This is a genomic window from Salipiger abyssi (assembly GCF_001975705.1).
GTDB classification, from domain to species: domain Bacteria; phylum Pseudomonadota; class Alphaproteobacteria; order Rhodobacterales; family Rhodobacteraceae; genus Salipiger; species Salipiger abyssi.
The window spans coordinates 2,716,475-2,738,529 of sequence record NZ_CP015093.1 but is presented as its reverse complement, the minus strand read 5'-3'; the positions used below and the strand labels follow the sequence as shown (position 1 = coordinate 2,738,529).

18 protein-coding genes are annotated in these 22,055 nt (G+C 66.4%); 4 read left to right on the top strand and 14 right to left on the bottom strand.

Annotation, left to right across the window (positions count from 1 at the left end; all coding sequences use genetic code 11):
* Positions 1 to 12: 12 nt before the first annotated feature.
* The 6 genes from Ga0080574_RS16775 to Ga0080574_RS16750 form a co-directional block, all read right to left on the bottom strand.
* Positions 13 to 891 (bottom strand): transglutaminase family protein, encoded by an 879-nt coding sequence (locus Ga0080574_RS16775; RefSeq protein ID WP_076702362.1) that lies wholly within the window; start codon positions 889 to 891, stop codon positions 13 to 15.
* A gap of 5 nt (positions 892 to 896) precedes the next feature.
* Complete coding sequence (locus Ga0080574_RS16770) at positions 897 to 3,302, bottom strand: circularly permuted type 2 ATP-grasp protein (protein ID WP_083716876.1); 2,406 nt, start codon at positions 3,300 to 3,302, stop codon at positions 897 to 899.
* A gap of 7 nt (positions 3,303 to 3,309) precedes the next feature.
* Entirely contained in the window at positions 3,310 to 6,729 is a 3,420-nt protein-coding gene (locus tag Ga0080574_RS16765; RefSeq protein ID WP_076702358.1) for a transglutaminase family protein, read from the bottom strand.
* Positions 6,730 to 6,932: 203 nt separating this feature from the next.
* Positions 6,933 to 8,699, bottom strand: a complete 1,767-nt coding sequence (locus tag Ga0080574_RS16760) for a PQQ-dependent methanol/ethanol family dehydrogenase (RefSeq protein WP_076706029.1) — start codon at positions 8,697 to 8,699, stop codon at positions 6,933 to 6,935.
* Positions 8,700 to 8,821: 122 nt separating this feature from the next.
* Positions 8,822 to 9,229, bottom strand: coding sequence for a c-type cytochrome (locus tag Ga0080574_RS16755; RefSeq protein ID WP_076702353.1), 408 nt, complete (start codon positions 9,227 to 9,229; stop codon positions 8,822 to 8,824).
* A 258-nt stretch (positions 9,230 to 9,487) separates the two neighbouring features.
* Positions 9,488 to 10,096 carry a helix-turn-helix domain-containing protein gene (locus Ga0080574_RS16750; protein ID WP_076702349.1) on the bottom strand — a complete coding sequence of 203 codons (609 nt, stop codon included), beginning with the start codon at positions 10,094 to 10,096 and terminating at the stop codon, positions 9,488 to 9,490.
* Between the two features lie 52 nt (positions 10,097 to 10,148).
* Between Ga0080574_RS16750 and Ga0080574_RS16745 the strand changes: the two genes are divergently transcribed.
* Both Ga0080574_RS16745 and Ga0080574_RS25975 read left to right on the top strand, forming a co-directional pair.
* The gene (locus tag Ga0080574_RS16745) at positions 10,149 to 10,820 is read left to right on the top strand and encodes a DMT family transporter (protein WP_076702344.1); all 672 of its coding nucleotides are present in this window, start codon (positions 10,149 to 10,151) and stop codon (positions 10,818 to 10,820) included.
* A gap of 12 nt (positions 10,821 to 10,832) precedes the next feature.
* Positions 10,833 to 11,063, top strand: coding sequence for a hypothetical protein (locus tag Ga0080574_RS25975; RefSeq protein WP_156876386.1), 231 nt, complete (start codon positions 10,833 to 10,835; stop codon positions 11,061 to 11,063).
* A 168-nt stretch (positions 11,064 to 11,231) separates the two neighbouring features.
* Here the strand turns inward: Ga0080574_RS25975 and Ga0080574_RS16740 are convergent, their stop codons facing one another.
* The 5 genes from Ga0080574_RS16740 to Ga0080574_RS16720 all read right to left on the bottom strand — a co-directional run bounded on the left by Ga0080574_RS16740 (position 11,232) and on the right by Ga0080574_RS16720 (position 16,129).
* A complete protein-coding gene (locus tag Ga0080574_RS16740) occupies positions 11,232 to 11,879 on the bottom strand; it encodes a hypothetical protein (protein WP_076702341.1) in 648 nt (215 codons plus the stop codon).
* A 106-nt stretch (positions 11,880 to 11,985) separates the two neighbouring features.
* Positions 11,986 to 13,248 carry an MFS transporter gene (locus Ga0080574_RS16735; protein WP_076702337.1) on the bottom strand — a complete coding sequence of 421 codons (1,263 nt, stop codon included), beginning with the start codon at positions 13,246 to 13,248 and terminating at the stop codon, positions 11,986 to 11,988.
* 181 nt (positions 13,249 to 13,429) lie between these two features.
* Positions 13,430 to 13,960, bottom strand: a complete 531-nt coding sequence (locus Ga0080574_RS16730) for a tetratricopeptide repeat protein (protein ID WP_076702334.1) — start codon at positions 13,958 to 13,960, stop codon at positions 13,430 to 13,432.
* A 32-nt stretch (positions 13,961 to 13,992) separates the two neighbouring features.
* Positions 13,993 to 14,958 (bottom strand): YVTN family beta-propeller repeat protein, encoded by a 966-nt coding sequence (locus tag Ga0080574_RS16725; RefSeq protein ID WP_076702330.1) that lies wholly within the window; start codon positions 14,956 to 14,958, stop codon positions 13,993 to 13,995.
* A 1-nt stretch (position 14,959) separates the two neighbouring features.
* A complete protein-coding gene (locus Ga0080574_RS16720) occupies positions 14,960 to 16,129 on the bottom strand; it encodes a lanthanide ABC transporter ABC transporter substrate-binding protein PedA1 (protein WP_076702327.1) in 1,170 nt (389 codons plus the stop codon).
* 155 nt (positions 16,130 to 16,284) lie between these two features.
* Here Ga0080574_RS16720 and pedF point away from each other — a divergent pair, with 155 nt between their 5' ends.
* On the top strand, positions 16,285 to 16,968 hold the full coding sequence (gene pedF / locus Ga0080574_RS16715) for a cytochrome c-550 PedF (protein ID WP_076702324.1): 684 nt from the start codon (positions 16,285 to 16,287) through the stop codon (positions 16,966 to 16,968).
* A 19-nt stretch (positions 16,969 to 16,987) separates the two neighbouring features.
* A complete protein-coding gene (locus Ga0080574_RS16710) occupies positions 16,988 to 17,860 on the top strand; it encodes a substrate-binding periplasmic protein (protein ID WP_076706028.1) in 873 nt (290 codons plus the stop codon).
* 143 nt (positions 17,861 to 18,003) lie between these two features.
* Here Ga0080574_RS16710 and Ga0080574_RS16705 read toward each other — a convergent pair whose 3' ends face one another.
* The 3 genes from Ga0080574_RS16705 to Ga0080574_RS16695 all read right to left on the bottom strand — a co-directional run bounded on the left by Ga0080574_RS16705 (position 18,004) and on the right by Ga0080574_RS16695 (position 21,955).
* On the bottom strand, positions 18,004 to 18,888 hold the full coding sequence (locus Ga0080574_RS16705; RefSeq protein ID WP_076702321.1) for an FAD:protein FMN transferase: 885 nt from the start codon (positions 18,886 to 18,888) through the stop codon (positions 18,004 to 18,006).
* Positions 18,885 to 20,975 carry a 4Fe-4S binding protein gene (locus Ga0080574_RS16700; protein ID WP_076702317.1) on the bottom strand — a complete coding sequence of 697 codons (2,091 nt, stop codon included), beginning with the start codon at positions 20,973 to 20,975 and terminating at the stop codon, positions 18,885 to 18,887. The genes Ga0080574_RS16705 and Ga0080574_RS16700 overlap by 4 nt, the downstream gene beginning before the upstream one ends.
* A 62-nt stretch (positions 20,976 to 21,037) precedes the next feature.
* The gene (locus Ga0080574_RS16695) at positions 21,038 to 21,955 is read right to left on the bottom strand and encodes a restriction endonuclease (protein ID WP_076702314.1); all 918 of its coding nucleotides are present in this window, start codon (positions 21,953 to 21,955) and stop codon (positions 21,038 to 21,040) included.
* Positions 21,956 to 22,055: the final 100 nt, after the last annotated feature.

Here is a 22,055-nt window from a genome sequence, read left to right as displayed (position 1 = left end):
GGCCATAGCCTATCAGACAGGCACAACATCCACCTGATGGGTCGTGTCATGCGAGCCCTCGGAGCGCAGCGAGCCCTTGGCCGGCGCCACGTCGGAGTAATCGCGCCCGATCGCCACGGTGACATGATCGGTGCCGGCGCGGATTGCATTGGTGGGATCGAACTCCACCCAGCCGGTCTCGCCACCGCACCAGGCGCGCACCCAGGCATGCATGGCATCCGCCCCCGCCAGCCGCTCCTGCCCCTTGGGCGGGATGGTGCGCAGGAAGCCCGAGACATAGCCCGCCGGGATCCCCAGCGCGCGCAGCCCGGTGATCATCACATGGCTGATATCCTGGCAGACGCCGCGCCGGGCGCGGAACGCCTCGATGGGCGTGGTGGTGACCTCGGTGGCCTCCGGATCGAAATCGAAGGCGTCGTGCAGCGCCAGGCTCAGCGCATCCGCCGCCGCCAGCGCCGACATGCCCGGGCGGGCGCAGTCGCGGGCAAAGGCCGCGATCTCGGGCTCGGCGGGCAGGCGCGGCGAGGCTCCGAGGAAGTGATGCGGGCTCGCCGGCCCGATGCTGTGGATCTGCGCCAGTTCCCGCGGCAGGCTGTCCAGCGCGCAGGAGAGATCGAGCCCCCCCGCATCGCCGTGGCGCAGCACCCTGCCCCGGAACAGGAACTCGATCTCCGACAGCCGCCGCTCGTGGCTGACCTCGGTGGTCGGGTTGCCGAAGAAGTCGATATCGTCGAGCCGGTAATCCGGCGCCGGGTTGGTCGTCACCACGCCGTAAAGCAGCTGCTGCTCGGGCAGGTTGCGCGGCAGCATGCGCAGCAAGGTCCGGCTCGCGGCGGCGGGGCTCTCGTAGAGATAGGCGATCTTCAGCGTGATGTCGTAGCTCTGACTCATGGGCCTCAGCTCAGATATTGCGCGGTGAGCGCCTCGGAAATCGCTGCCAGTTCGCGCCGGATGCGGCGCAGGCGCCTTGTGCTGATCGCCTCCGGCCCCGACACCGCCAGCGCGGTTTGCAGCATCAGGATCCGGCGCGAGGCCTCGCCCATCTCGGCCATGCCGGAAAGCTCGGAAAGCCGCGCCTCCTCCTCGCGCATTCGGTCGAGCTGGAACAGGATCGAGCGCGGGTTGTCGCGGTCGAGCGCCAGCACGTCGATCACTGTATCGCGGTTGGTCTCCACCGAATAGCGGCGGCGGTGGGTCATGACGCTGTCGCCGATCTCGATCGCCGCGTCGAAGCCGCCGCCGGCGACCTCCGGGTCGGCAAAGACCGAGAGCACGGCGGCCATCTGGTCGGCACGCTCCAGCGCCCGCCCCAGCGTCAGAAAGCGCCAGCCGAGGAAGCGGAACATATTGTCATGCACGAGGCCGGAGAACCCGGCGATCTTACGCAGCAGAACGCTCATGGCGCGGGCGGCATCGTCGCCCGGCAGCACCCGCGTGGCGAGGTCGTGCCCGGTCGCCGAGAGATCGTTGAGCGCGTTCCAGCCATCGGTGGAGAAGCGGTCGCGCACCTTGCTGGCGCAGATCACCGAGGCGTCGAACTGGCCCAGAAGCGTGGCCGGTATCGGCTCTTCGGGGTCGATCCCGAACCCGTCGAGGAACTGCCCGAGACCGTTGACCAGCGGCACCGTGCGGCGGCCGTATTCCTCCAGTCGCAGGTGATAGGCGCGCAGCACCCGCACGCCGCCCTCGGCGCGCTCCACATAGCGGCCCAGCCAGAAGAGATTGTCCGCCGCCCGCGCCGGCAGCAGCCCCGGCAGGCGCCGCAGGAACGGGCCGCTGCCGGTCTTGCTCAGCGAGTCGGGCACCACCGGCTGATCGGCCATCACCCAGACATCGGCGACCGAACCGCCCGCCTGCATCGCCAGCGCCGCCGGGTCGCCGGAACGTCCGATACGGGCATAGCCGCCAGGCATCACCGCCCAGCCCTCGGGCGTGCGGGCGGCAAAGACCCGCACCACCATGGGCCGGGGCGCCAGCTTGCCGTCGATCATCGCCGGCGTGGTCGAGAGCGTCACCGCCTCCTGCCCCACCAGCGTCGCGCCCTCGCGCTCGATCCAGTCGGCCACCGAGCTGTGCGCGGTGCCGCGGAACTTGCCGCCGAGCGCGGTGGTGGCGTCGATATCGAAAGGCAGCTTGGTCGATTGCGCCGGCCCGATCATCATGCGTTCGAGATTGTTCAGCACATAGGCGCGCTCGGTGGGCTGGCCACACCACCAGGTGGCGATATTGGGCAGCTTCAGCGGCGCGCCCATCAGGTGCTGGGAGATACGCGGCAGGAAGGCCATGAGCGCCCGCGCCTCCAGCACGCCGGAGCCCAGGCAGTTGACCATATCCATCGCCCCTGCGCGCAGCGCCGAGACCATGCCCGGCGTGCCGAGCGCCGAGGTCTCGTCGAGCTCCAGCGGATCGGCGAAACGCGAATCGAGCCGCCGCCACAGCACACCCACCGGTTCCGGCCCGTTGATCGTGCGCACCGAGAGCCGCCCGTCCTGAACCTTCAGATCCTCGCATTCCAGCAGCGAGAAGCCGAGATAGCGGGCGATATAGGCATGTTCGTAATAGGTATCCGTATGCTGGCCCGGCGTCAGGATCGCCACCCGCCCGTCATTGTCGCCGCGCAGCCCGTTCATCGCGTCGCGGAAGCTGCGGAAGAACCCGGCAAGCCGCTCGACATTGGCCTTGGGCATGAGATCGTGGAACACCCGGCTCGACGCCATGCGGTTTTCCAGCGCGAACCCCGCCCCCGAGGGCGCCTGGGTGCGGTCGCCCAGCACGAACCAGCTGCCATCCGGCGAGCGGCCGATCTCGAAGGCGAGGAAATGCAGGAAATTGCCCGAACGCGGGCGGATATTGACGATGGGGCGCAGCCACTCGGGGTTCTGCGCCACAAGATCGGCGGGCAGGAAGCCGTCGCGCACCAGATTGCCCGGCCCGTAGAGATCGGCCATGACCCGTTCCAGCAGCTCGGCGCGCTGCGCGATCCCGTCGGCCAGCGCCGCCCATTCGGCACCGTCGATCACCACCGGCACATGGCTCAGCGGCCAGTCGCGCACGGTCGAGCCGGTGCCGGTATATTGCCGGAAATAGACGCCGGTATCGTGCAGATACTGATCGCCGCGCGCAAAGGCGCGGGCCAGCGTCTCGGCGCTCTGCCCGGCAAGATAGCGCATCAGCGATGCCCAGACCGGGCGCAGCGAGCCGTCCGGACGCTTCAGCTCGTCGGCAACCCCCGCAAGCGGCGTGTAGCCTGCGAGAAACCGCGAGAGCGCGTCCGGCGTCATGGTGTCTGCCTCGTCCTGCATTACGGGCTCAAAGCCCCGGCGCCCTGCGCAGGTCGAGCGTCATCGGGAATTCCGGATGCGGCGTCTCGGGCGCGGGCCAGTAAGACCCCGGGTTGTGCCCCAGTTTCTCGAACCGCGCAAGGCGGCGGGCATCGGCCTCGTTGGTGTTGACCGGGAAGGTGTCGTAGTTGCGCCCGCCCGGATGCGCGACGTGATAGGTGCAGCCGCCAAGCGCATGGCCGGTCCAGGTGTCGAAGATGTCGAAGACCAGCGGCGCGTTGACCGGCAGCGTCGGGTGCAGCGCCTCGGCGGGCTGCCAGGCCTTGAAGCGCACGCCACCGACCTTGACGCCGCTCGCATCGGTCTGCGTCAGCGGCACCGGGCGCTTGTTGCAGGTGACGATATAGCGGTCGGGATCCATGGCGGTGAGCTGCACCTGCATGCGCTCGACCGAGCTGTCGGTATAGCGCACGGTGCCGCCGATGGCGCCGCGTTCGCCCAGAACGTGCCAGGGCTCCAGCGCCTGGTTGAGTTGCAGATGCACGCCCTCGTACTCGACCTCGCCGGCGAAGGGGAAGCGGAACTCCTTCTGCGCCTCGTACCAGTCGGAGCGGAACGCGAACCCGTGGCCGCGCAGGTCGCGCAGCACTTCGAGGAAATCCTGCCAGACGAAATAGGGCAGCATGAAGCGGTCATGCAGGGCGGTGCCCCAGCGCACCGGACGGCCCTGCACCGGCTCCTTCCAGAACCGCGCCAGAAGCGCCCGGATCAGCACCTGCTGGGCAAGGCTCATCTTGGCATCCGGCGGCATCTCGAAGCCGCGGAACTCCACCAGCCCCAGCCGGCCCGTGGGGCCGTCGGGCGAGAACAGCTTGTCGATGCAGATCTCGGCCCGGTGGGTGTTGCCGGTCACGTCGATCAACATGTTGCGCAAGAGCCGGTCGGTGAGCCAGGGCTGCGGCGGCTCGCCATCCTCCGGGCGCGGGAAATGCGACAGCGCAATCTCCAGCTCGTAGAGGCTGTCATGCCGCGCCTCGTCGATCCGGGGCGCCTGCGAGGTCGGGCCGATGAAGAGGCCGGAGAACAGGTAGCTGAGCGAGGGGTGCCGCAGCCAGTAGAGGATCAGCGAGCGCATGAGATCCGGGCGCCGCAGGAACGGGCTGTCGAGCACCGTTTCGCCGCCCACCACCACATGGTTGCCGCCGCCGGTGCCGGTATGCTTGCCGTCGATCATGAACTTGTCGGCGCCGAGCCGGCACAGCCGCGCCTCCTCATAGACGCCCTGGGTGATCGCCTTGCAATCCTCCCAGTCATGCGCCGGGTGGATGTTCACCTCGATCACGCCCGGATCGGGCGCCACGCGGATCACGTTCATGCGGCTGTCATGCGGCGGCGTGTAGCCCTCGATATGAATCGGCAGGCCCAGCTCCTCGGCGGTCTCCTCCGCCGTGGCGAGCAGTTCGAGATAGTCCTCCAGCTCTTCCACCGGCGGCATGAAGAGGCAGAGCCGCCCGTCGCGCGGCTCGATGGCGATGGCGGTGCGCACCTGCCCGCCCTCCGGGTCCACGCCCTGCTCCATGATCTTCTGCCGGCGCCCGGCATCGCGCGCGTCCGACACCGGCTGCTCGCGGCCCTCGGTCACCTCGGGCAGCATCTCGGCCTGTTCCCTGGCGATCCGCGCCTCGTCCTGCGCGATGCGCTCCAGCTCCTCCATCAGCGCGCGGCGCTTTTCCTCGCGGTCGGCGTGGAAATCGGGCAGCGCCTCGCGCGGGACGCTGGGATCCGTCGGATAGACATAAGGATAGGCCGAGGGCGCGATATAGGGCAGCGCGCCGAGCGGCAGGCGAAAGCCCACGGGGCTGTCGCCGGGGATCAGGAAGAGATGCCCGCGCCGGGTCTTCCAGTGCTCGGAGCGCCAGCGGGTCGCGGGCTGTGCCTTGCTCTGCCAGCGCTGGATCGGCAGCACATAGCCCGCCGGATTCTCCAGCCCGCGCGAGAACACGCGGGCGATGCGGGCGCGGGTCTCGGGATCCTTGAGCTTGCTGTCCTCGGGCGTCACATTGGCGGGCAGATCCGCCTCCTTCATGATCCACTCGACCGGATCCTCATAGGTCGGATGCACGAAATCGCCGTCGAGCCCGAGATTCTGCGCAAAGCCCGAGAGGAAGCGGTCGGCATCCTCGGCAGTGGCGCCCTTGGCGTCCTCCTTGGCGACCAGATCGGAGTTCTTCCAGATCGGCTTGCCGTCGCGGCGCCAGTAGAGCGAGAAGGTCCAGCGCGGCAGCGTCTCGCCGGGATACCACTTGCCCTGCCCGTAATGCAGGAAGCCGCCGGGCGCGAAGCGGTCGCGCAGGCGCCGGATCAGCGTATCGGCGAGCCCGCGTTTCTGCGGCCCCACGGCGGCGGTGTTCCACTCGGCGCTTTCGAAATCGTCGATCGACACAAAGGTCGGCTCACCGCCCATGGTGAGCCGCATGTCCTGCGCCTTGATGGCGTCGTCCACCTTGTGGCCCAGCGTATCCAGCGCCTGCCACGCCTCTTCGGAAAAGGGCTTGGTGATGCGCGGATGCTCGGACACCCGCGTCACCGACATGTCGAAATTGAAATCGACCTCGGCAAAGCTCGCCATGCCGGTGATGGGGGCCGCGTTGCGGTAATGCGGGGTCGAGGCGAGCGGGATGTGGCTCTCGCCGGTCAGCAGGCCGGATGTGGGGTCGAGCCCGATCCAGCCGGCGCCGGGCAGGAACACCTCGCACCAGGCGTGCAGGTCGGTGAAATCGTGATCGGTGCCCGCCGGCCCGTCGAGCGAGACGAGATCGGGCTTGAGCTGGATGAGATAGCCGGAGGTAAACCGCGCGGCAAAGCCCAGATGCCGCAGGATCTGCACCAGCAGCCAGGAGGTGTCCCGGCAGGAGCCGCGCGCGTGCTGGAGCGTCTCCTCCGGGGTCTGCACCCCGGGCTCCATGCGGATGACGTAGCCGATATGCTGTTGCAGCTTGGCGTTGAGATCGACGAGGAAATTGACGGTGTTCTCCGCCGATTTCGGCAACTGGTCGAGATAGGCCTGCAAGCGCGGCCCGGCGGCCTCGGGCATGCGGTAGATCTCGAGATCGCTGCGGAACTCCTCGGGGTATTCGAAGGGCCAGGTCTGCGCCTCTTCATCGACGAAGAAGTCGAACGGGTTATAGACCGTCATATCGGCGACCAGATCGACCTCGATCTTGAACTCGGTCACCGGTTCGGGAAAGACGAACCGCGCCAGCCAGTTGCCGTAAGGATCCTGCTGGTGGTTCACGAAATGCCCGGTCGGGCTGACCTTCAGCGAATGCGAGATCACCCTTGTGCGCGAATGCGGCGCCGGTCGCAGCCGGATGAGTTGCGGGCCCAGCGAAACCGGCCGGTCGTACTTGTAATGGGTGAGGTGATGAATGCTCGCCGTAATGGCCATGGGGGATCCGCGCGCGCTGTTTCCGTTTGCCTTCCGGTCACAAGAGCCGGTTCCCCCCGGCTTGTAAAGTCCGGCCCAAAAATGCCGTGCCAATGGTGGCTTGCGCGCCATCGCAATGATTGCCGCTTGCGCAGATCCGTGGCCGCGACTGCAAAATACGATACGCCGCGGCTGCGGCGTATCGCTGGAGTCTCAGAACCGGATCAGTTGGCCGCGGCCAGCTGCTTGGGCAGCTTGAAGGTCCAGACCGTTCCGCCCTGGTTGAGGTAGTTCACCTTCTTGGCGACCTCGCCGCCCCAGAGCGGCACAGCGCCACCCCAGCCGGAAACGACCGAGACATATTGCTCGCCCTCCATGTCCCAGGTGACGGGCTGTCCGACGATGCCGGAGCCGGTCTGGAACGACCACAGCTCTTCGCCGGTCTCGTCATCGAGCGCGATGAACTTGCCCTCGGGCGTGCCGAAGAACACCAGACCGCCGGCGGTGGTCATCACCCCGCCCCAGAGCGGCGCGTCGTTCTTGTACTCCCATTTCCACTCGCCGGTGGCCGGGTCGATGGCCTTGAGCGAACCGATATGGTCCTCGTACATCGGCTTGATGGTGAAGCCCGAGCCGAGATAGGCAGCGCCCTTCTTGTAGGTCACCGGCTCGTTCCAGATATCCATGCCCCATTCGTTCGAGGGCACGTAGAACAGGCCGGTATGCTGGCTGTAGGCCATCGGCATCCAGTTCTTGCCGCCAAGGAAGCCCGGGGCCGAGAACACCACCTCGCCCTTGCCGCCATCGGCCGCCTCTGCCGGATTGCCGGGACGGTTGTCCTCGTTGTAGATCGGCCGCCCGGTCTCGTCGATGCCGCTCGCCCAGGTGATGTCCTTGACGAAGGGATGGGCGCTGACGAAAGAGCCGTCCTCGCGGTTCAGCACGTAGAAAAAGCCGTTGCGGTCGGCGGTGGCGAACAGCTTGGTGCCATCCGCGTCCTCATAGGCCACGACCTCGTTCACGCCGTCATAATCCCAGCCCTCGCGCGGGGTGGACTGGAAGTGCCACTTGATCTCGCCGGTGGCCGGGTCGATGCCGAGGCGCGAGGCGGCATAGAGGTTGTCGCCGGCATTGCCTTCGGTGGGCGCGCCCGCATTGCGCAGATGGCTGTTCCAGGGCGCCGGGTTGCCGGTGCCAAAGACCAGCGTATCGGTCTCGGCATCGTAGGAGCCGCCGAGCCAGGTGGCGCCGCCGCCGGTCTTCCACATGTCGCCCGGCCAGGTGGCGTTGAGCTCGCCGGTCATGGTCGACTCTTCGCCGTTCAGCGTGCCCATATGGCCTTCGATCACCGGACGGGTCCAGACCATGTCGCCGGTCTCGACGTCACGGGCCTGCACCTCGCCGACGATGCCGAACTCGCCGCCGGAATTGCCGGTGATCACCAGCCCGTTCACGATCAGCGGCGCGGCGGTGTAGGAATAGCCCGCCTTGTAATCGGCGATCTTGTCGCGCCAGACCACATCGCCGGTCTTGCGGTCGAGCGCCACGAGCCGGGCGTCGAGCGTGCCGAAGATGATCTTGTCGCCATAGATCGCGGCGCCACGGTTGATCACGTCGCAGCAGGGCAGGATGCCCTCGGGCAGGCGCGCATCGTATTGCCAGAGCTCCTCGCCACTCATCACGTCGATGGCGTAGAGCCGCGAATAGGAGCCGGTGACATACATCACACCGTCATAGATGATCGGCTGCGTTTCCTGCCCGCGCTGCTTTTCGCCGCCCATGGAAAAGGCCCAGGCGGGCACGAGGTTCTTCACATTGTCCTTGTTGAGCGTCTCCAGCGGGCTGTAGCGCTGAAGATGGCGCCCCATGCCGTTGGTGACGACCTGTTCGGTCATGGTCTGGTCGTTGGCCAGATCCTCTTCGGTGACCTGCGCCTGCGCGACACCGGCGGCGAGCAGGCTGGCCGTGACGGCCAGGATAAAGCGGTTCATGATGTCCTCCCTTCGAGACGGTTCGGAAATGCCGGCGTGGCGGGCCGGTCCTCCGGTGAAAATCATCCCCGGCAGGGCGCCGGAGATGAATTGCACCATGGTCGTACGACCTTTGGGCCGGATCACTCCTGCCCTTCGATGGCGCGGTTGTCCTGGGTGGTGATCGACGTCAGATAAGCGAGGATAAAGTCCTGCACGGTGCGGTCCTCGATGCCCACATGGCGCATCTTGGTGCCCGGCATGAAGCCGTCATTATCCGCCATCCAGGCGCGCAGGGCCGCCGGGGTCCAGACGATGCCGGAGGCCGAAAGCGCGGTGGAATAGTCGTAATCCGGATAGGTGCCGGCGCCGCGATAAAGCACGTTCTCCAGCGGCGGACCGTAGGAAGGATCCGTGGAATCAACGGCATGGCAGCGGCGGCATTCGGCATCGAAGAGCTGCTTTCCCGCCGAGACCTTGACCTCGTCGAACGTGTTGGACAGGGCCGGCGTGGCCAGGCAGAGCGCGGCGAGCGCAATGAAACGGTGCATGGTGTATCTCCCGGGGTTTGCATCGGTTCCGGACGCGCGCACAGCACCGTTCGCGCAAGGGGCCCGCGCATCCGCCCCGAGTATCCCGCCTGCGCCGGGCGGGGTGTATTGCACCATGGTCTAGGGCTTTGGGGGACAGTGCTGTCGATAGTCAGCACATTTATCCTTTGGGGTCACAAACTGCCTTTGGGACCCGCTGCATGAAAATCTGAAGGTCGGCGCCGAGCCCTTTCGCGGCATTCGTGTCCAAACCATCGGTCAATAATGCGGCGGCGTCACGCTCCACACGACAATGGTACGCTGACCTGTAGGGTTGGCGTAGCCATGCGGGCGATTGCAATCGAAGTGAAAACTGTCGCCCGCGTTCAGAAGATAGGTTTCATCCTCAATCCGAAGTTCCAGTTGGCCTTCGCTGACATACCCGGCCTCTTCACCGTCATGCGCGTAGGGCTCGCCGGAACTCGCGCCGGGTTCGAAGGTGCAGAGCAGCATCTCCAGGTTTCCACCGAGCGTCGGGCATAAAAGCTCGTCCCGGATACCGGATTCGAACCGAAGCGCGGAGCGGCGTGAGGCTCGGACGATGACCGTGGCTTCCGGGCTGGCCTCACGATCAGGGTCAGGAAAGAACCAGCTGATGTTCACACCGAGGGCGCGAGAGATCGTGTTGAGCGAACGGATCGAGGGCACGGCCTGTTCACGCTCCAGTTGGCTCAGATAGCCGACCGACAATCCGGTTTCTCCGGCAAGCTGTTGAAGGGTCATCCCCTTGGCCTTGCGCAGTTCACGCATGCGCGCTCCGACGATCTCCTGCGTCTCCCGCGCGCCTGCCGCCATCCCGACGCTCTGATCGCCCTTCTGTTGACTCATCTGAATTTTGCGTCCATTTTTTTGATGAAAGTTAGAATCCTTGAGTTGAATTATGCTGAATGCGATCCGCGGTGTCACGGGGGCGGCCCCCGATCTTTCTCGGCTGGGAGGGCCGGCGGCGCTCATGGCGCTGCAGGATGCGCTGGTGAAACTGCTGAGCGCGGGACTGCCGCTGTGGCAGCTCTTCTTCCTGCACTCTATCCTGATCCTGCCGCTTCTGGCCGTGCTGATCCTGCGGACTGGTCCCGGTCGGCTGCGCCCGGCCCTAAACCGCTGGGTTCTGCTCAGGTCGGCGCTGATCGTGGCGATGTACGTGTCTTTCTATGCAGCCCTGCCGGTGCTGGAACTCCCGGTGGTGTCCGCCGTCTACTATACCGGGCCGTTGTTCATCGTCCTGTTTTCCGGCCTCTTCTTGCGCGAGCCGGTTGCAATTGCCCAGTGGGGCGCGGTTTTCGCGGCGTTTGTCGGTGTCCTGATCGTTTTGAGACCGACCGGGGACGAGTTCTCGATGGCGGCCCTGATCCCTCTGGCCTCGGCATTGTGCTATGCATTCGCGATGGTCACCACACGGGGACGGATGGGGGCCGTTGACGCTTGGATTTTGACCTTTTCCCTCAACATCGTCTTTGCCGTCTCGGGGCTTGCCGGGATCATCGTCTCTGCTGTTGTTGCCCGCCCGGATGTTTATCCGTTCCTCCTTACGGCTTGGGCGCCGCTGAACTAGGAAAATTCACCAGTGGTTGCCCTTCTGGCGATTATCTCAATCGCAATTCATGTGCTTCTGGCGCGAGCCTATCAGCTTGGCCCGACCGTTGTTGTGGCGGGTCTCGACTTCTCCTATTTGGTATTCGCGGCCCTCTGGGCTGTCGTGTTCTTCGGAACGATACCGAATTTGCCAGTCGTCACGGGCACCTGCCTGATCGGCGGTGCCGGTCTGTGGGGCGTAATGAGCTCTCGTCGTCGCTGAACGCCCGGGTTGTCCGCATCGCCGACCTCAGGCTCTGTCCACCTCGGTCACAAACCCGAAAAAGGACAAATTCGGTGCCTCTCGACAAGTGCGCCAGGCAGCCAAAGGTCACACCAGCAATTTCACCTCAAGAACCTGTGACAGGACATCCGGCGGGGCCAATCCGGATCAGCCCTGATACGCGGCCTCACAATTCAGCGCGTATTCTCCTAGCAGATCGATGAATTCGTCGGTGTTCTCGGGCGCCATGAAAAACGTGACCGAAGACGCGCGCAATGGCGCGGTCAGTTCTGCGCCCGAACAATACGAAACGGTTTTTCTTGATCTAGAATAGCTCTGCGGGTCGATCTCTTCCCGATATCTGTCACTGAGCGACTCGAGCCGGCTGGCGGCGTCTTTGGGATATTTCCTGAACTCTTCGTCGAAGATCCGATCGCCGGTTGCGTTCGCAACCTTCAGAAGCCGGTTGTAGGCCCACCTGTAGGCGTAAACCAGACCTGCTCCGGGCGCACCGGGAAACGGTCTCGCCGGCCTGCTATGTTCGACATCCGCCCTGTCGGCTTTGAGGACCCGGATATCAATATAGGTGTCTGTCCTTCCGAAACTGGCGCCCTTCGAACAGGCATCCAGTTTGTCCACAGTCAGTTTCAGAACGCAGCCTTCGAAGGAGGCGGTTTTCCGGGATGCAAGCTGTCCCTCGGGGGTGACGTAGTCCCATGCCAGGATGTCCGCCAATCGCTCGGCCGGATCGGCCTGTACTGAACCGGACATCAAAGACAGGACAGTCAGCACCGTCGCAGCGACAGAACGTTTCATCGGGCACCCTTCTCACTCATGACGAGTGTTGGGTTACACGACCCTCAACCCCAAGGCCACCCGGTCCAGGTCGCACACGCCCGTCGGGCGACCCTACGCCGCACCGTCAGCCCTCCTCCTCCTCGCGTTCCGCTTCGGCGTTTTCCGCCGCCCAGACACCCGCCGCTTCGACCGCGACCATCGAGCTCGTCGGCAACACGTTCAGATAGCTCTCGCTTTCCTCCTGCGGTGCGCTGACGCGCTGGGTCATACGGTAGACCGCGTAGAACGCAATCGTCGCGAAGGTCACGCTCAGCACCAGCCAGAAGGCCTGCGGCCCCAGCGCCTGCATCGCCCAGCCGGCAACCAGCGGGCCGGCGATGGCGCCGAGGCCGAAGGTAAAGACCAGCCCGCCCGACGCCGCCGGCATGTCCTCGGTCGAGAGCACATCGTTGGTGGTCGCTATGATCAGCGCATAGAGCGGCGTGGTGACGCCGCCGGCAAAGAACGCCGCCGCGAGCAGCGCCCAGAACCCGCCGCCCATGGCCCAGCCCAGCGCACAGACCCCGGCACCGAAGACCGAGGAGCCGAAGATCAGCTTGCGCCGGTCGAGCTTGTCCGAGAGCCAGCCGATCGGGTACTGAAGCACCAGCGCACCGGCAAAGAGCATGGCGATGAAGAGCGCGATCTGCCCCGCGCTCAGCCCGATCTGCGTGCCAAAGACCGCCCCCATGCCCGATTGCGTCGCATAGACGCCGCCCAGCAGGAACATCCCCACCGTACCGAGCGGCGAGGCGCGGAACAGCGCGCGCAGCGGCATCGGTCGCGCGACCTCGACCGCCGGCACCGGCGTGATCGACAGCAGGATCGGCGCGAAGGAGATCGACACAAGGATCGAGGCGCCGATGAACAGCACCGAGGTGCCCGCATCGCCCAGCGACAGCAGCCCCTGCGCGCCGATGATGCCCAGGGTCTGGGCGATCATATAGGCCGAGAGCACCTTGCCGCGGGTCTCGTTCGTGGCCGCGTGGTTGAGCCAGCTTTCGGCGGTGACATAGACCCCCGACATGCAGAAGCCCAGCAGCAGGCGCAGGATCGTCCAGGCCCAGGGCTCGGCGATCAGCGGGAAGGCGATCAGCCCGGCGGACATGAAGCTGCCCAGCGCCGCGAACACGCGCACATGGCCGACGCGGCGAATCAGCTTGGGCGCGGTCTGCGCCCCGGTCAGAAAGCCGATGAAATAGCCGGAGGTGACGACAGCCAGTTCCGCTGGGGAAAACCCTTCGATCCCGCCGCGCAGACCGATCAGGGTGAAATGCATGCCGTTGCCCAGCATGATGAGCACTATTCCGAGAAGGAGCGCCCACACGCCCGCCAGTACATTGATCATGACGACTGCTTCCAGCTCCCGGGCACGCGCGCTTACCGCTTTGTCGCCGAGATCGGGCAGATCCGCTTACATATGCGCGGCATGAATCTTCCGCTTTGCGACACCGGAGCGCTGTTCTGGCGCCAGCGGGTCTCTCTGCCCCCTCCCCGCACGCTTCACCGCAGCACGATTCGTAAAAACCTCAGAAGAGCGGCGCATAGCGCCAGTTGTCGGCATCCGGCGTGATTTCGTCGAGATCGTAGCCCGCGCCCTGCAAGCGCTTCGCGACAGGAAGCCCCGCGCCCGCCGCCTCGTCGATCAGGCGGCGCCCGGCGGTCTCGTCCTGTGCGATGCCGAAGCCGCGCATCAGGTTCACGCCGTGGTTGAACTTGCCCACCGGGTCGCCGGCCTCGGCGGCCTGCCGGTCCCAGCGCGCGGCGGCGTCGGGGTCGAAATCGCCGCCGAACCCGTTCTGCTCCATATAGGACATCCAGGTCATCGCCCCGGTATACCCCGCCGCCGCACAGGCCTCGAAGATGGCGCGGGCGGTGGCGTGATCGCCGGATTTGGTCATCAGATAGCCCGAGGCGCAGACCATCATGTCGGTATCGCCCTCGGCGGCGCGGTCGCGCAGGGACTGCCAGGTCAGCTCCTCGGGATTTGTGGTGCCGTATTCGTCCGCCGCCACAGGCAAGGCCGCCAGCAGGCACAGGGCCGTGAAAACCGTTCGCATTCTCCGTCTCCTCTCGCGATTGCGCCGGCGGGTCAGCCCCCTTCCGGCCTGAAGGCCGCGCCCCAGGGGAAGCGCCCGACCTTGATGGTCTTCACCGGCTTGCGCGCCGCCACGTCGATCACCGTCACATCGCCCGAGACGCCGTTCGTGGTGAAAAGCCGGCTGTGATCGCCGTCAAAGGCCATGTGCCAGACGCGGCGGCCCACCAGCAGATACTCCTCCACCTCATAGGTCTCGGCATCGACCACGGCGACGTGGTTCGCCGGGCCCAGAGCGATAAAGGCGGTCTTGCCGTCCGGCGTCAGCTCGAACCCCACCGGCTGGAGCCGGTCCTGGTGCACACCCTTGATTTCGAAATGGATCTTGGCCTTTTCCGCTTGCGTCGCGGTGTCGAACACGGTCACCGTGCCGCCGATCTCGGCAGAGACCCAGAGCTCGGCGCCGTCCTTGACGAACTCGGCATGGCGCGGGCGTGAATCCACAAGCGTATTGGCAAAGATCGCCTCGCTCTCGGTGTCGATCCAATGCGCCATGTTGGTGGTCTCAGAGGTGGTGATGACGATCTTGCCGTCCGGGCTCACCGCCATGCCTTCGGGCTCGATGCCCACGTCGATCTGTTCGATCACCCGGCGGGTTTCAGTATCGACCACGGTGGTGATCGCATCGTCCTCATTGGCGATATAGAGCCGCCGGTCGTCGGGATGCAGCACGAATTGCTCCGGGTCCTCGCCCGAGGGCAGATCGTGCAGGATCTCGCCCGAGACCGGGTCCATCACCTGCACCGCGTCGCTGTCGGAGGCGCAGATATAGACGCGGGAATAATCGTGGCTGAAGGTGATGCCGCGCGGGCGTTCGCCGGTGGGGATGGTGCGGGTGACCTCAAGGCTGTCGATGTCGATCACGCTGATCGTGTCGTCCTTTTCATTGGTCACCCAGATCTCGCCGCCCGCCAGCGCGGGCGCGGCCAGAAGCGTCAGGATGGCGGTCAGTCGCAGCATGTCAGTTCTCCTCGAATGCGCGGCAGGCGCTTTCCGGGGCGTCGCGCCCCAGCGTGTCGAGCTCGTTGCCCTGATGGAAAAACCCCTCCAGCGGCGCGGTGGCGACCACGGCGCGATCGGTGACGATGGGGATCGGCTGGCGCAACTGCCCGTTCCACGGGCGGAAGCTCAGCGGACGGCCCTTGAAGCCGGCAAGTTCGAACGCGTCCGAGAGGATGTAATCGCGCAGCGCGCCCGCCTCGCCCGAGCCGGTGCGGGTCACCGCCTCGCCCAGCGTGCGGATCGCGGCCCAGGTGGCGTAATCCTCGGAGGTCATGTCGCGATGCGCCAGATCCTCGAAGCGCGATTGCAGCTGCGCCGCGCCCCATTGCTCGACCACCGGCGCCCAGGCCTGCGGCACCAGCTCTTCGGAGCCCGCGACCGGGCGCGGCAGCCAGGTGTTGTAGACCACGTAGCGGCCGAAATCGCCGATCTCGTCGGCGATGAGCAGCACGTCGTGTTCGCCGAATTCCTGTGTGAAAAGCGGCACCTCGGCACTGGCATTGCGGCGCATGTCGGCATCGAAGATCCAGTCCTTCTCGCCCACCAGCTTCAGCCGGAATTTCTCGACCGAGGCTTTCAGCGCCCCGGCAAAGGCGCGGTCGCTGTCATGCCCGCCGGAGATCAGCGCGACATCGCTCCAGCGGCGCTGGACGAGGAACTGCGCCAGCGCATCCGCGCGCATCGCGTCCGACGGGATCGTGTGCAGCAGGTTGGCGCGGCAGGCCTCGTCGCGCAGTGCCGCGTCCGGCGCGCTGGCGTTGAAGAGCAGCGCGCCCTGCGCCTCCGGCAGATCGGCGATGGCGGTCAGGGTCTCGGCGGGGGCGTCGATCACCAGAAACGGCGCGCCGGCCAGCGCCGCCCGCGCCGCCGCCAGCGCGTCGCCACCCTCGGGCACGGCGGTTTCCGTGAGCGTCCAGCTCTGGCCCAGGAACTTGCCGGTGGTGGCATTGTCGGCCAGCCCCAGCCGCGCCCCCGCGAGGCCCAGATCCTCCGGGTCGGGATCGAGATTCGACAGCACCGGCGGCGCCGGACGCGCCACCGACAGATAGCCGACCCGAACCGTCGTTTCCGACGCGGCGGCGGCACCAAGCGACAGTGACACCAAGGCTGCAAGCCCGAAAACACGCATGGATTGTCCTCCCTGCGAGCAGGCTAACCCGCCGTGCGCGCCGGCGCCGTAAGACCATGGTCGAAGACAGACCGGTTTCGCGACCAAGGTCCAATATGGCCCCCAGGGGCGTCTTGCTAACCAAACTGAAACCAGTGGAAACGGAGGAGGTCCCCATGTCCGCATTTCGAGTGTCTCGCCCTGTCCTGACAGGCGCCGCCGCCTGTGTTCTGACCGCAACCCTTGCCTTCGCCCATGGCGATGTGGCGCCGCAGCCGGTCGATACCGATGCGCTGCCCGAGGTCGGCGAGGAGTGGCTGACCGAGAACCCCTATCGCGACGCCGGGGAGGATGTCTGGCTGAAGGCGGTGGAGATCGGCTCCTCCGGCTACAACCAGAACTGCGCCCGCTGCCACGGGCTGGAGGTGATCTCGGGCGGGCTGGCGCCGGATCTGCGCTTTCTCGAGGCCGAGGAATACGGCGACGAGTGGTTCATCGAGCGCTTCCGCCATGGCTATACCCAGAACGGCATCACCAAGATGCCGGCCTTCGGCGAGCTCTTGGGCCAGAAAGCCGCCTGGGCGATCCGCACCTATGTCGAGGCACGCCCCGACGACATGGCGGTGGAGGATCAATCGGACGAGCTGAAAGGCATCCGCGACCAGCTCGCCGCCGGTGAGGGCGATGTGGCGGCCTTGCAGGCGCGGCTTGCCGAGATCGCCGGCGAGATCGAGACGCTTTCCGGCGCGCCGGTGGCCGACAGCATCGCCTTCCGCGCCGCCAATCAGCTTGCCGCCGATCCCGGCGCCACGGCGCATGCCGCCGAGACGCTGACGATCGGGCTCTCCGCGGCGCACTGACATGTTGCGGCGTCAACTGATGGCCGCGCTGGCCGGGCTTGCGCTTGCAGGCCCGGCTTACGCGCGTTGCGAGGACTGGGTGCCTCAGCCGAAACCGCAAAACGCCAGCCGCGACATTGTCGGCCAGGATCTCGACCAGATCGTCGAGCGCGGCTTTATCGACTTCGCCGCCTATGAGGATTTCGCGCCCTGGTCCTATGAGGACAAGGGCAAGCCTGTGGGCGTGGATATCGAGATCGGCCGGCTGATTGCTCAGGATCTCGGTGTCGAGGCGCGGTTTCACCTGGTGCCGGCGGGCGAAAACCTCGACGCGGATCTGCGCAACAACATCTGGAAAGGCCCGGTGATCGGCGGGCGCGTGTCGAACGTGATGCTGCATGTGCCCTATGACAGCGACTATGCCTGCCGGGTGGACCAGGTGGTGTTCACCGGCCAATATGCCGCCGAGCAGATCGCCATCGCCTATCGCGAAGAGGCCTATCCTGAGGAAAAGCCCGTTCCCGCCTATTTCCGCTTCGACACGGTGGCGGTGGAGAACGACTCGATCTCGGATTTCTACCTGACCTCATTCGCCGGCGGGCAGCTGGCGCAGGGCGTGCGGCGCTATCCGAGCTATGCCGCCGCGATGGGGGCGCTGGCGGCGGGCGAGACCATGGCGGCGATGGGGCCTCTGGCGCAGCTCGAAGCGGGCGCGGCCCCCGGCATCGGCATCCACCAGCCGCCGCTTGCGGGCTTCGCGGTGAGCCGCTGGACGGTGGGCGTGGCGGTGCATATGCGCTACCGCGCGCTGGGATATGCGGTGGACGACGCGATCCGCGCGGGGCTGGAAGACGGGCGCATCGCCGCGATCTTTGCCGCCCACGGTCTGACACATCTGGTTCCGGAGCGGTAACGTCGACAGCCAGCCTCACCCACCCCGGACTTGATCCGGGGCCTCCACCTCACCGCTCCACGCTGTCGCAGGGCATGAGGCCCCGGATCAAGTCCGGGGCGGGTGGCGCTCCTGTAGGGTGGGCAATATGCCCACCGGCCGCGCTACACCTCCACCACCCGCAAATCGCCCTCCCGATCCACCAGCGTCACGCGCCGGATCCCGGGCAGCGCCCCTGCCGCCCGCGCAATCTCCTCCGCGCTCATCAGACAGCCCGCCGTCGACATCCCGTCCGCAACCGTGGCACTCTGAGCCTCCACACTCACCGTCGACCAGCGCGCCGCGCCCTGCCCGCGCGGGTCGAGGATGTGGCCCTCCTCCCCCAGCATCAGCGCGCCGGGGCTGGAGGTGGCGATCGCCCCGCCCTCCAGCGTGCGCGTGCCGAGATAGCCCTCCCCCGGATCGGAGAGACCCAGCCGCCACGGCCCGCCCAGCGCCCGAAACTCGCCGATATTCACCAGCGCCCGGCCAAAGCCCCGCGCCGCCAGAAGATCCGCCACAATATCCGTGGCAAAGCCCTGCGCGATGCCGTTGAAGGTCAACGCCTGCCCCGGCGCCAGAACGATCCGCGCGCCCAGCGCCACCCGGTCCCAGCCGATGGCATCGCGCGCCGCACGCACATCGCCCCCCATGGCCAGCGCCCGCCAGAGCGGCTGCACACTCGGGTCGAAGGCCCCGCCAGTGGCGCGATGGATCGCATCCGCCTGCGCCATCAGCGCATGGAAGTCCTCCGACGGCACCAGCAGACCTTCGCGGTTCAGCACAGACAGCTCCGAACCCGGATCATACAGGCTGAAGCACCGCTCCACCCCACGCAGCCGCGCAACCGCCTCCGTCAGCGCCACCGGCGCCCCCGGCCCGTAGAGGGTGATCTCGGCCTCTGCCCCCATCGCCATGCCCTGCCAGCGCGCCGGCGCGGCATCGGCGAGCACCGGCGCCGCGACACAGGCGGCGGAAATCGTCAGGAAACGGCGACGCGACAGGCTCATTCGGCGGGCACCCCGTCTTGCGGGCGAACAGGCCGCTTGCGCGCCTTCGCCGCCAGCACCAGCGGCACGCATTGCGCCGGGTCGTCATGGATTTTCACACAGTCGAGGCACTGGAAGCACTCGGAATAGGCGATCCTGCCGGATTTCTCGATGGCGCCGTAGCGGCAGCGCACCCGGCAGAGCTGGCAGGGCGATCCGCATTCGGCGCGCCGCGCGATCCAGTCGCGCCCGCGCAAAAGCCCGCCAATGGCCATCACCGCCCCCAGCGGACAGAGATAGCGGCAGAAGCCCTTGAAGAGCATCGCGCTAAGCAGCAGTAGCCCCACCGCCCAGACGACATAGGGCAAGGGCCGCAGGAAATGCGTGGTGATCGCGGTCTTGAAGGGCTCGATCTCGGCCACCGTATCGACCTCGCCCGGCGCCACGAAGACCACCGCCACCATGCCCGCCAGCACCAGATATTTCAGCCCCTTCAACCGCCGGTCCCAGCACGGCGCGGGCTCGATCTGCGGCAGGCGCAGCAACCGGCCCAGATGCGCGGCGAATTCCTGAAGCGCGCCGAACGGGCAAAGCCAACCGCAAAAGAAGCCCCGCCCCCAGAACACGAAGCCCGCAATGGCCGCGCCCCAGACCAGCAGCGAAAACGGATCGTAGAGCAGGAACGCATAGCTGCCGCCGTCAAGCGCAGTGCGGATCACCCCCAGCACCGTGACGATCGAGAGCTGCCCCTGCCCCCAGAACCCGACAAACCCGGTCATCACCGCCAGTATCCCCAGCCGCAGCGGCGTAAACACCCGCGACGCCGCCAGCCGGTTTTGCGCCGGCCCCACCGCCAGCAGCAGCGCGATCAGAAAGACGCAAAGCAGGATCAGGTCGCCCTGCCGGTTGAGGATCGCCTCGCGCCAGGGCGGCAGCGTCTGCACCGCGCCGGGACGCAGGAAAAACCGCTCGGGCGTGGCGTGACGCACACGCAGCTCGCGCGTGCCGATCTCGGGCTGGAACATGCCGTGTTCGCGCACCGCCTCGACCTTGAGGACCCACTCGCGCGACGGATCGAAGCCCAGCCGCCGGTCGGTGCGCAGGATCATCGCGGTGCCCCCGGGCACACCCTCCGCCAGTTCGACCAAGAGATCCGCGTCGCGCAGCGCCACCGGCAGCCCGTCCTGCTCGGCAGCGATGCGGTCGGGCGCGGTGTTGCGGATGAACTCGGGCGAGACCAGCCCGTGCCGCCCCGCCTCGATCAGCAGGATCGGCTCTTCGTCCGGAGAGATCGCCAGGAACCGCGCCAGCTCGGCCTGCGTGTCGGGCGCCAGCACCGCGCGGGCAATGGCGGGCGGGCCCAGATCGACGATCCAGAGATCGAGATAGGCGCCCTCGGGATCGTCCGCCGCCTCCGGATCGTCATCGGCCCAGATCGTGCCGGTAAAGAGCGCGTCGACCTCGGCATTGCTGACGCGCTTATGCGTGGCGATGCCCTGCGCCACCAGATCACCCCAGCTCAGCGCCTCGTCACGGTCGGGGTCGGGATAGGCGGGCGGGCCGGCGGAAATGCCCTGAAGCTTTTCGCGCGCCACCTCGCGGGCGGCGGCCATCAGGCTTTCATGGGCGATGCGCACGCTCGCCGTGGCCTTGCTCACCCCGTCGAGATAGATCAGCGGCGAGCCGGCGCCGCCATCGCCATAGGCGTTGCCCACCACCATGGTCTCGGAGATCGAGCGCCCGGCATATTGCTCGAAGAACTGCCGGAACGGCGCCTCGCCCAGCCCGGAGACAAAGATCGGCTCATTGTGCGAGATCAGCCGTACGTCGAGAAACCGCCCCTCCGGATCGAGCATGGCAAAGATATTGACCGGCGCACCGGAAAAGCCCGGCAGCGGCGCCATCAGCTCGGTCTCGAAGGCATAGCCCGCCGGCCCGCCGCCGGAATTCAGCAGCTCCCAGACGCCTTTGTCGTTCACCTCTTCGCCCAGCACATAGGGCGCATAGACGAATTCCGCCATCGCCTCGCGGTCAAGCGGCGCGGCATGGGCCCGCCCCGTCAGCAGGGCGGCGAGACTCAGCAGAAAAAGGACCAGAAGGCGCCGCATGGCGCGACCCTAGCAACGCCCCGCGCGGCTGCCGATGCGACCAAGGTCTGAGACAGGGGCGGTCAGATCTCTTCGTCGAAATAGGCCTCGTCGATCTGCTTGATGCGCAGCACCTCCTTATCGCGGCATCCGACATTGTAGCGGATCATCAGCCGCGCGAGCTGCGGGCCGTCGATGAGGATGATCCGCGTGCCGAGCGCCTGCGCCGTATCGCGCGCCGAGGCACTGAAGGAGGAGGTGGTGAAAAAGATCCCCTTGGTGGCGCGGCGAATGTTCAGCGCCCCGAAGAAATCGCGGATGTCACCGGCGCCGACCGTATTGCCCTCGGCATAGCGCTTGGCCTGGATATAGATCTGATCGACGCCCAGCGGATCCTGATCGATCACCCCGTCGACGCCGTTGTCGCCGGTCCGGCCAAGCGCCCGCCCGGCGGTTTCGGACGAGCCGCCATAGCCCATTTGCAACAGCAGATCGACCAGCAACGCCTCGAAAAAGGCCGGCGAGGCGCCGCGGACCTGATCGAGCAGACCGGAGGCCAGAGACTGGTTGAGGCGCGCATAAGCAGCCTGAATACTCTCGTCCGGCGTCGCGTCGGCATCGGTTTCGGGCGCGTCGGACGAGGCTTGCGGCTCGGCGGTTTTTGTGCGTGCCTGAAAGGCTAGGAAGTCGTCGAACTGTTTAAGAAATTTGGTGTCTACCTTCACCGTCGCGTCTTCGGCGAGGTTGCGCCCCACCTCCGTGAGTTCATAAAATCCGCGTCGTGGGTTCCGGACAAGACCCGCCTGTTTCAGATAGGTACGCGCCCAGTGCACCCGGTTGGCAATCGTGGTTTGCTTGCCGCTTGGGAGCATTTCCTCACGCTCCGCTTCGGTCAGTCCGAATGTCGCGGAGATCTCCTCCACGACGTCGGAGATCTTGCGTTCTCCCCCAAGCGCCGCCTCCAGGACGGGTCTCATAAGCTCCTGATACGTGGGGATCATACGCAACACTCCTTCCCTCTTCGATTGAATAGCGGAAGACGCGTATCGAGACCATAGCCGCAGCGCGCAGGGGGCCAGGTTGATGGGGAGACGGATCTGC

What these genes read in the sequence shown, in the direction of transcription:
- Ga0080574_RS16745 (WP_076702344.1), top strand. Translation starts at nt 10,149, where the DNA reads ATGCTGAATGCGATCCGCGGTGTCACGGGGGCGGCCCCCGATCTTTCT.
- Ga0080574_RS16730 (WP_076702334.1), bottom strand. Translation starts at nt 13,960, where the DNA reads ATGCGAACGGTTTTCACGGCCCTGTGCCTGCTGGCGGCCTTGCCTGTG.
- Ga0080574_RS16710 (WP_076706028.1), top strand. Translation starts at nt 16,988, where the DNA reads ATGGCCGCGCTGGCCGGGCTTGCGCTTGCAGGCCCGGCTTACGCGCGT.
- Ga0080574_RS16760 (WP_076706029.1), bottom strand. Translation starts at nt 8,699, where the DNA reads ATGAACCGCTTTATCCTGGCCGTCACGGCCAGCCTGCTCGCCGCCGGT.
- pedF (WP_076702324.1), top strand. Translation starts at nt 16,285, where the DNA reads ATGTCCGCATTTCGAGTGTCTCGCCCTGTCCTGACAGGCGCCGCCGCC.
- Ga0080574_RS16735 (WP_076702337.1), bottom strand. Translation starts at nt 13,248, where the DNA reads ATGATCAATGTACTGGCGGGCGTGTGGGCGCTCCTTCTCGGAATAGTG.
- Ga0080574_RS16740 (WP_076702341.1), bottom strand. Translation starts at nt 11,879, where the DNA reads ATGAAACGTTCTGTCGCTGCGACGGTGCTGACTGTCCTGTCTTTGATG.
- Ga0080574_RS16765 (WP_076702358.1), bottom strand. Translation starts at nt 6,729, where the DNA reads ATGGCCATTACGGCGAGCATTCATCACCTCACCCATTACAAGTACGAC.
- Ga0080574_RS16755 (WP_076702353.1), bottom strand. Translation starts at nt 9,229, where the DNA reads ATGCACCGTTTCATTGCGCTCGCCGCGCTCTGCCTGGCCACGCCGGCC.
- Ga0080574_RS16700 (WP_076702317.1), bottom strand. Translation starts at nt 20,975, where the DNA reads ATGCGGCGCCTTCTGGTCCTTTTTCTGCTGAGTCTCGCCGCCCTGCTG.
- Ga0080574_RS16725 (WP_076702330.1), bottom strand. Translation starts at nt 14,958, where the DNA reads ATGCTGCGACTGACCGCCATCCTGACGCTTCTGGCCGCGCCCGCGCTG.
- Ga0080574_RS16750 (WP_076702349.1), bottom strand. Translation starts at nt 10,096, where the DNA reads ATGAGTCAACAGAAGGGCGATCAGAGCGTCGGGATGGCGGCAGGCGCG.
- Ga0080574_RS16720 (WP_076702327.1), bottom strand. Translation starts at nt 16,129, where the DNA reads ATGCGTGTTTTCGGGCTTGCAGCCTTGGTGTCACTGTCGCTTGGTGCC.
- Ga0080574_RS16775 (WP_076702362.1), bottom strand. Translation starts at nt 891, where the DNA reads ATGAGTCAGAGCTACGACATCACGCTGAAGATCGCCTATCTCTACGAG.
- Ga0080574_RS16695 (WP_076702314.1), bottom strand. Translation starts at nt 21,955, where the DNA reads ATGATCCCCACGTATCAGGAGCTTATGAGACCCGTCCTGGAGGCGGCG.
- Ga0080574_RS16770 (WP_083716876.1), bottom strand. Translation starts at nt 3,302, where the DNA reads ATGCAGGACGAGGCAGACACCATGACGCCGGACGCGCTCTCGCGGTTT.
- Ga0080574_RS16705 (WP_076702321.1), bottom strand. Translation starts at nt 18,888, where the DNA reads ATGAGCCTGTCGCGTCGCCGTTTCCTGACGATTTCCGCCGCCTGTGTC.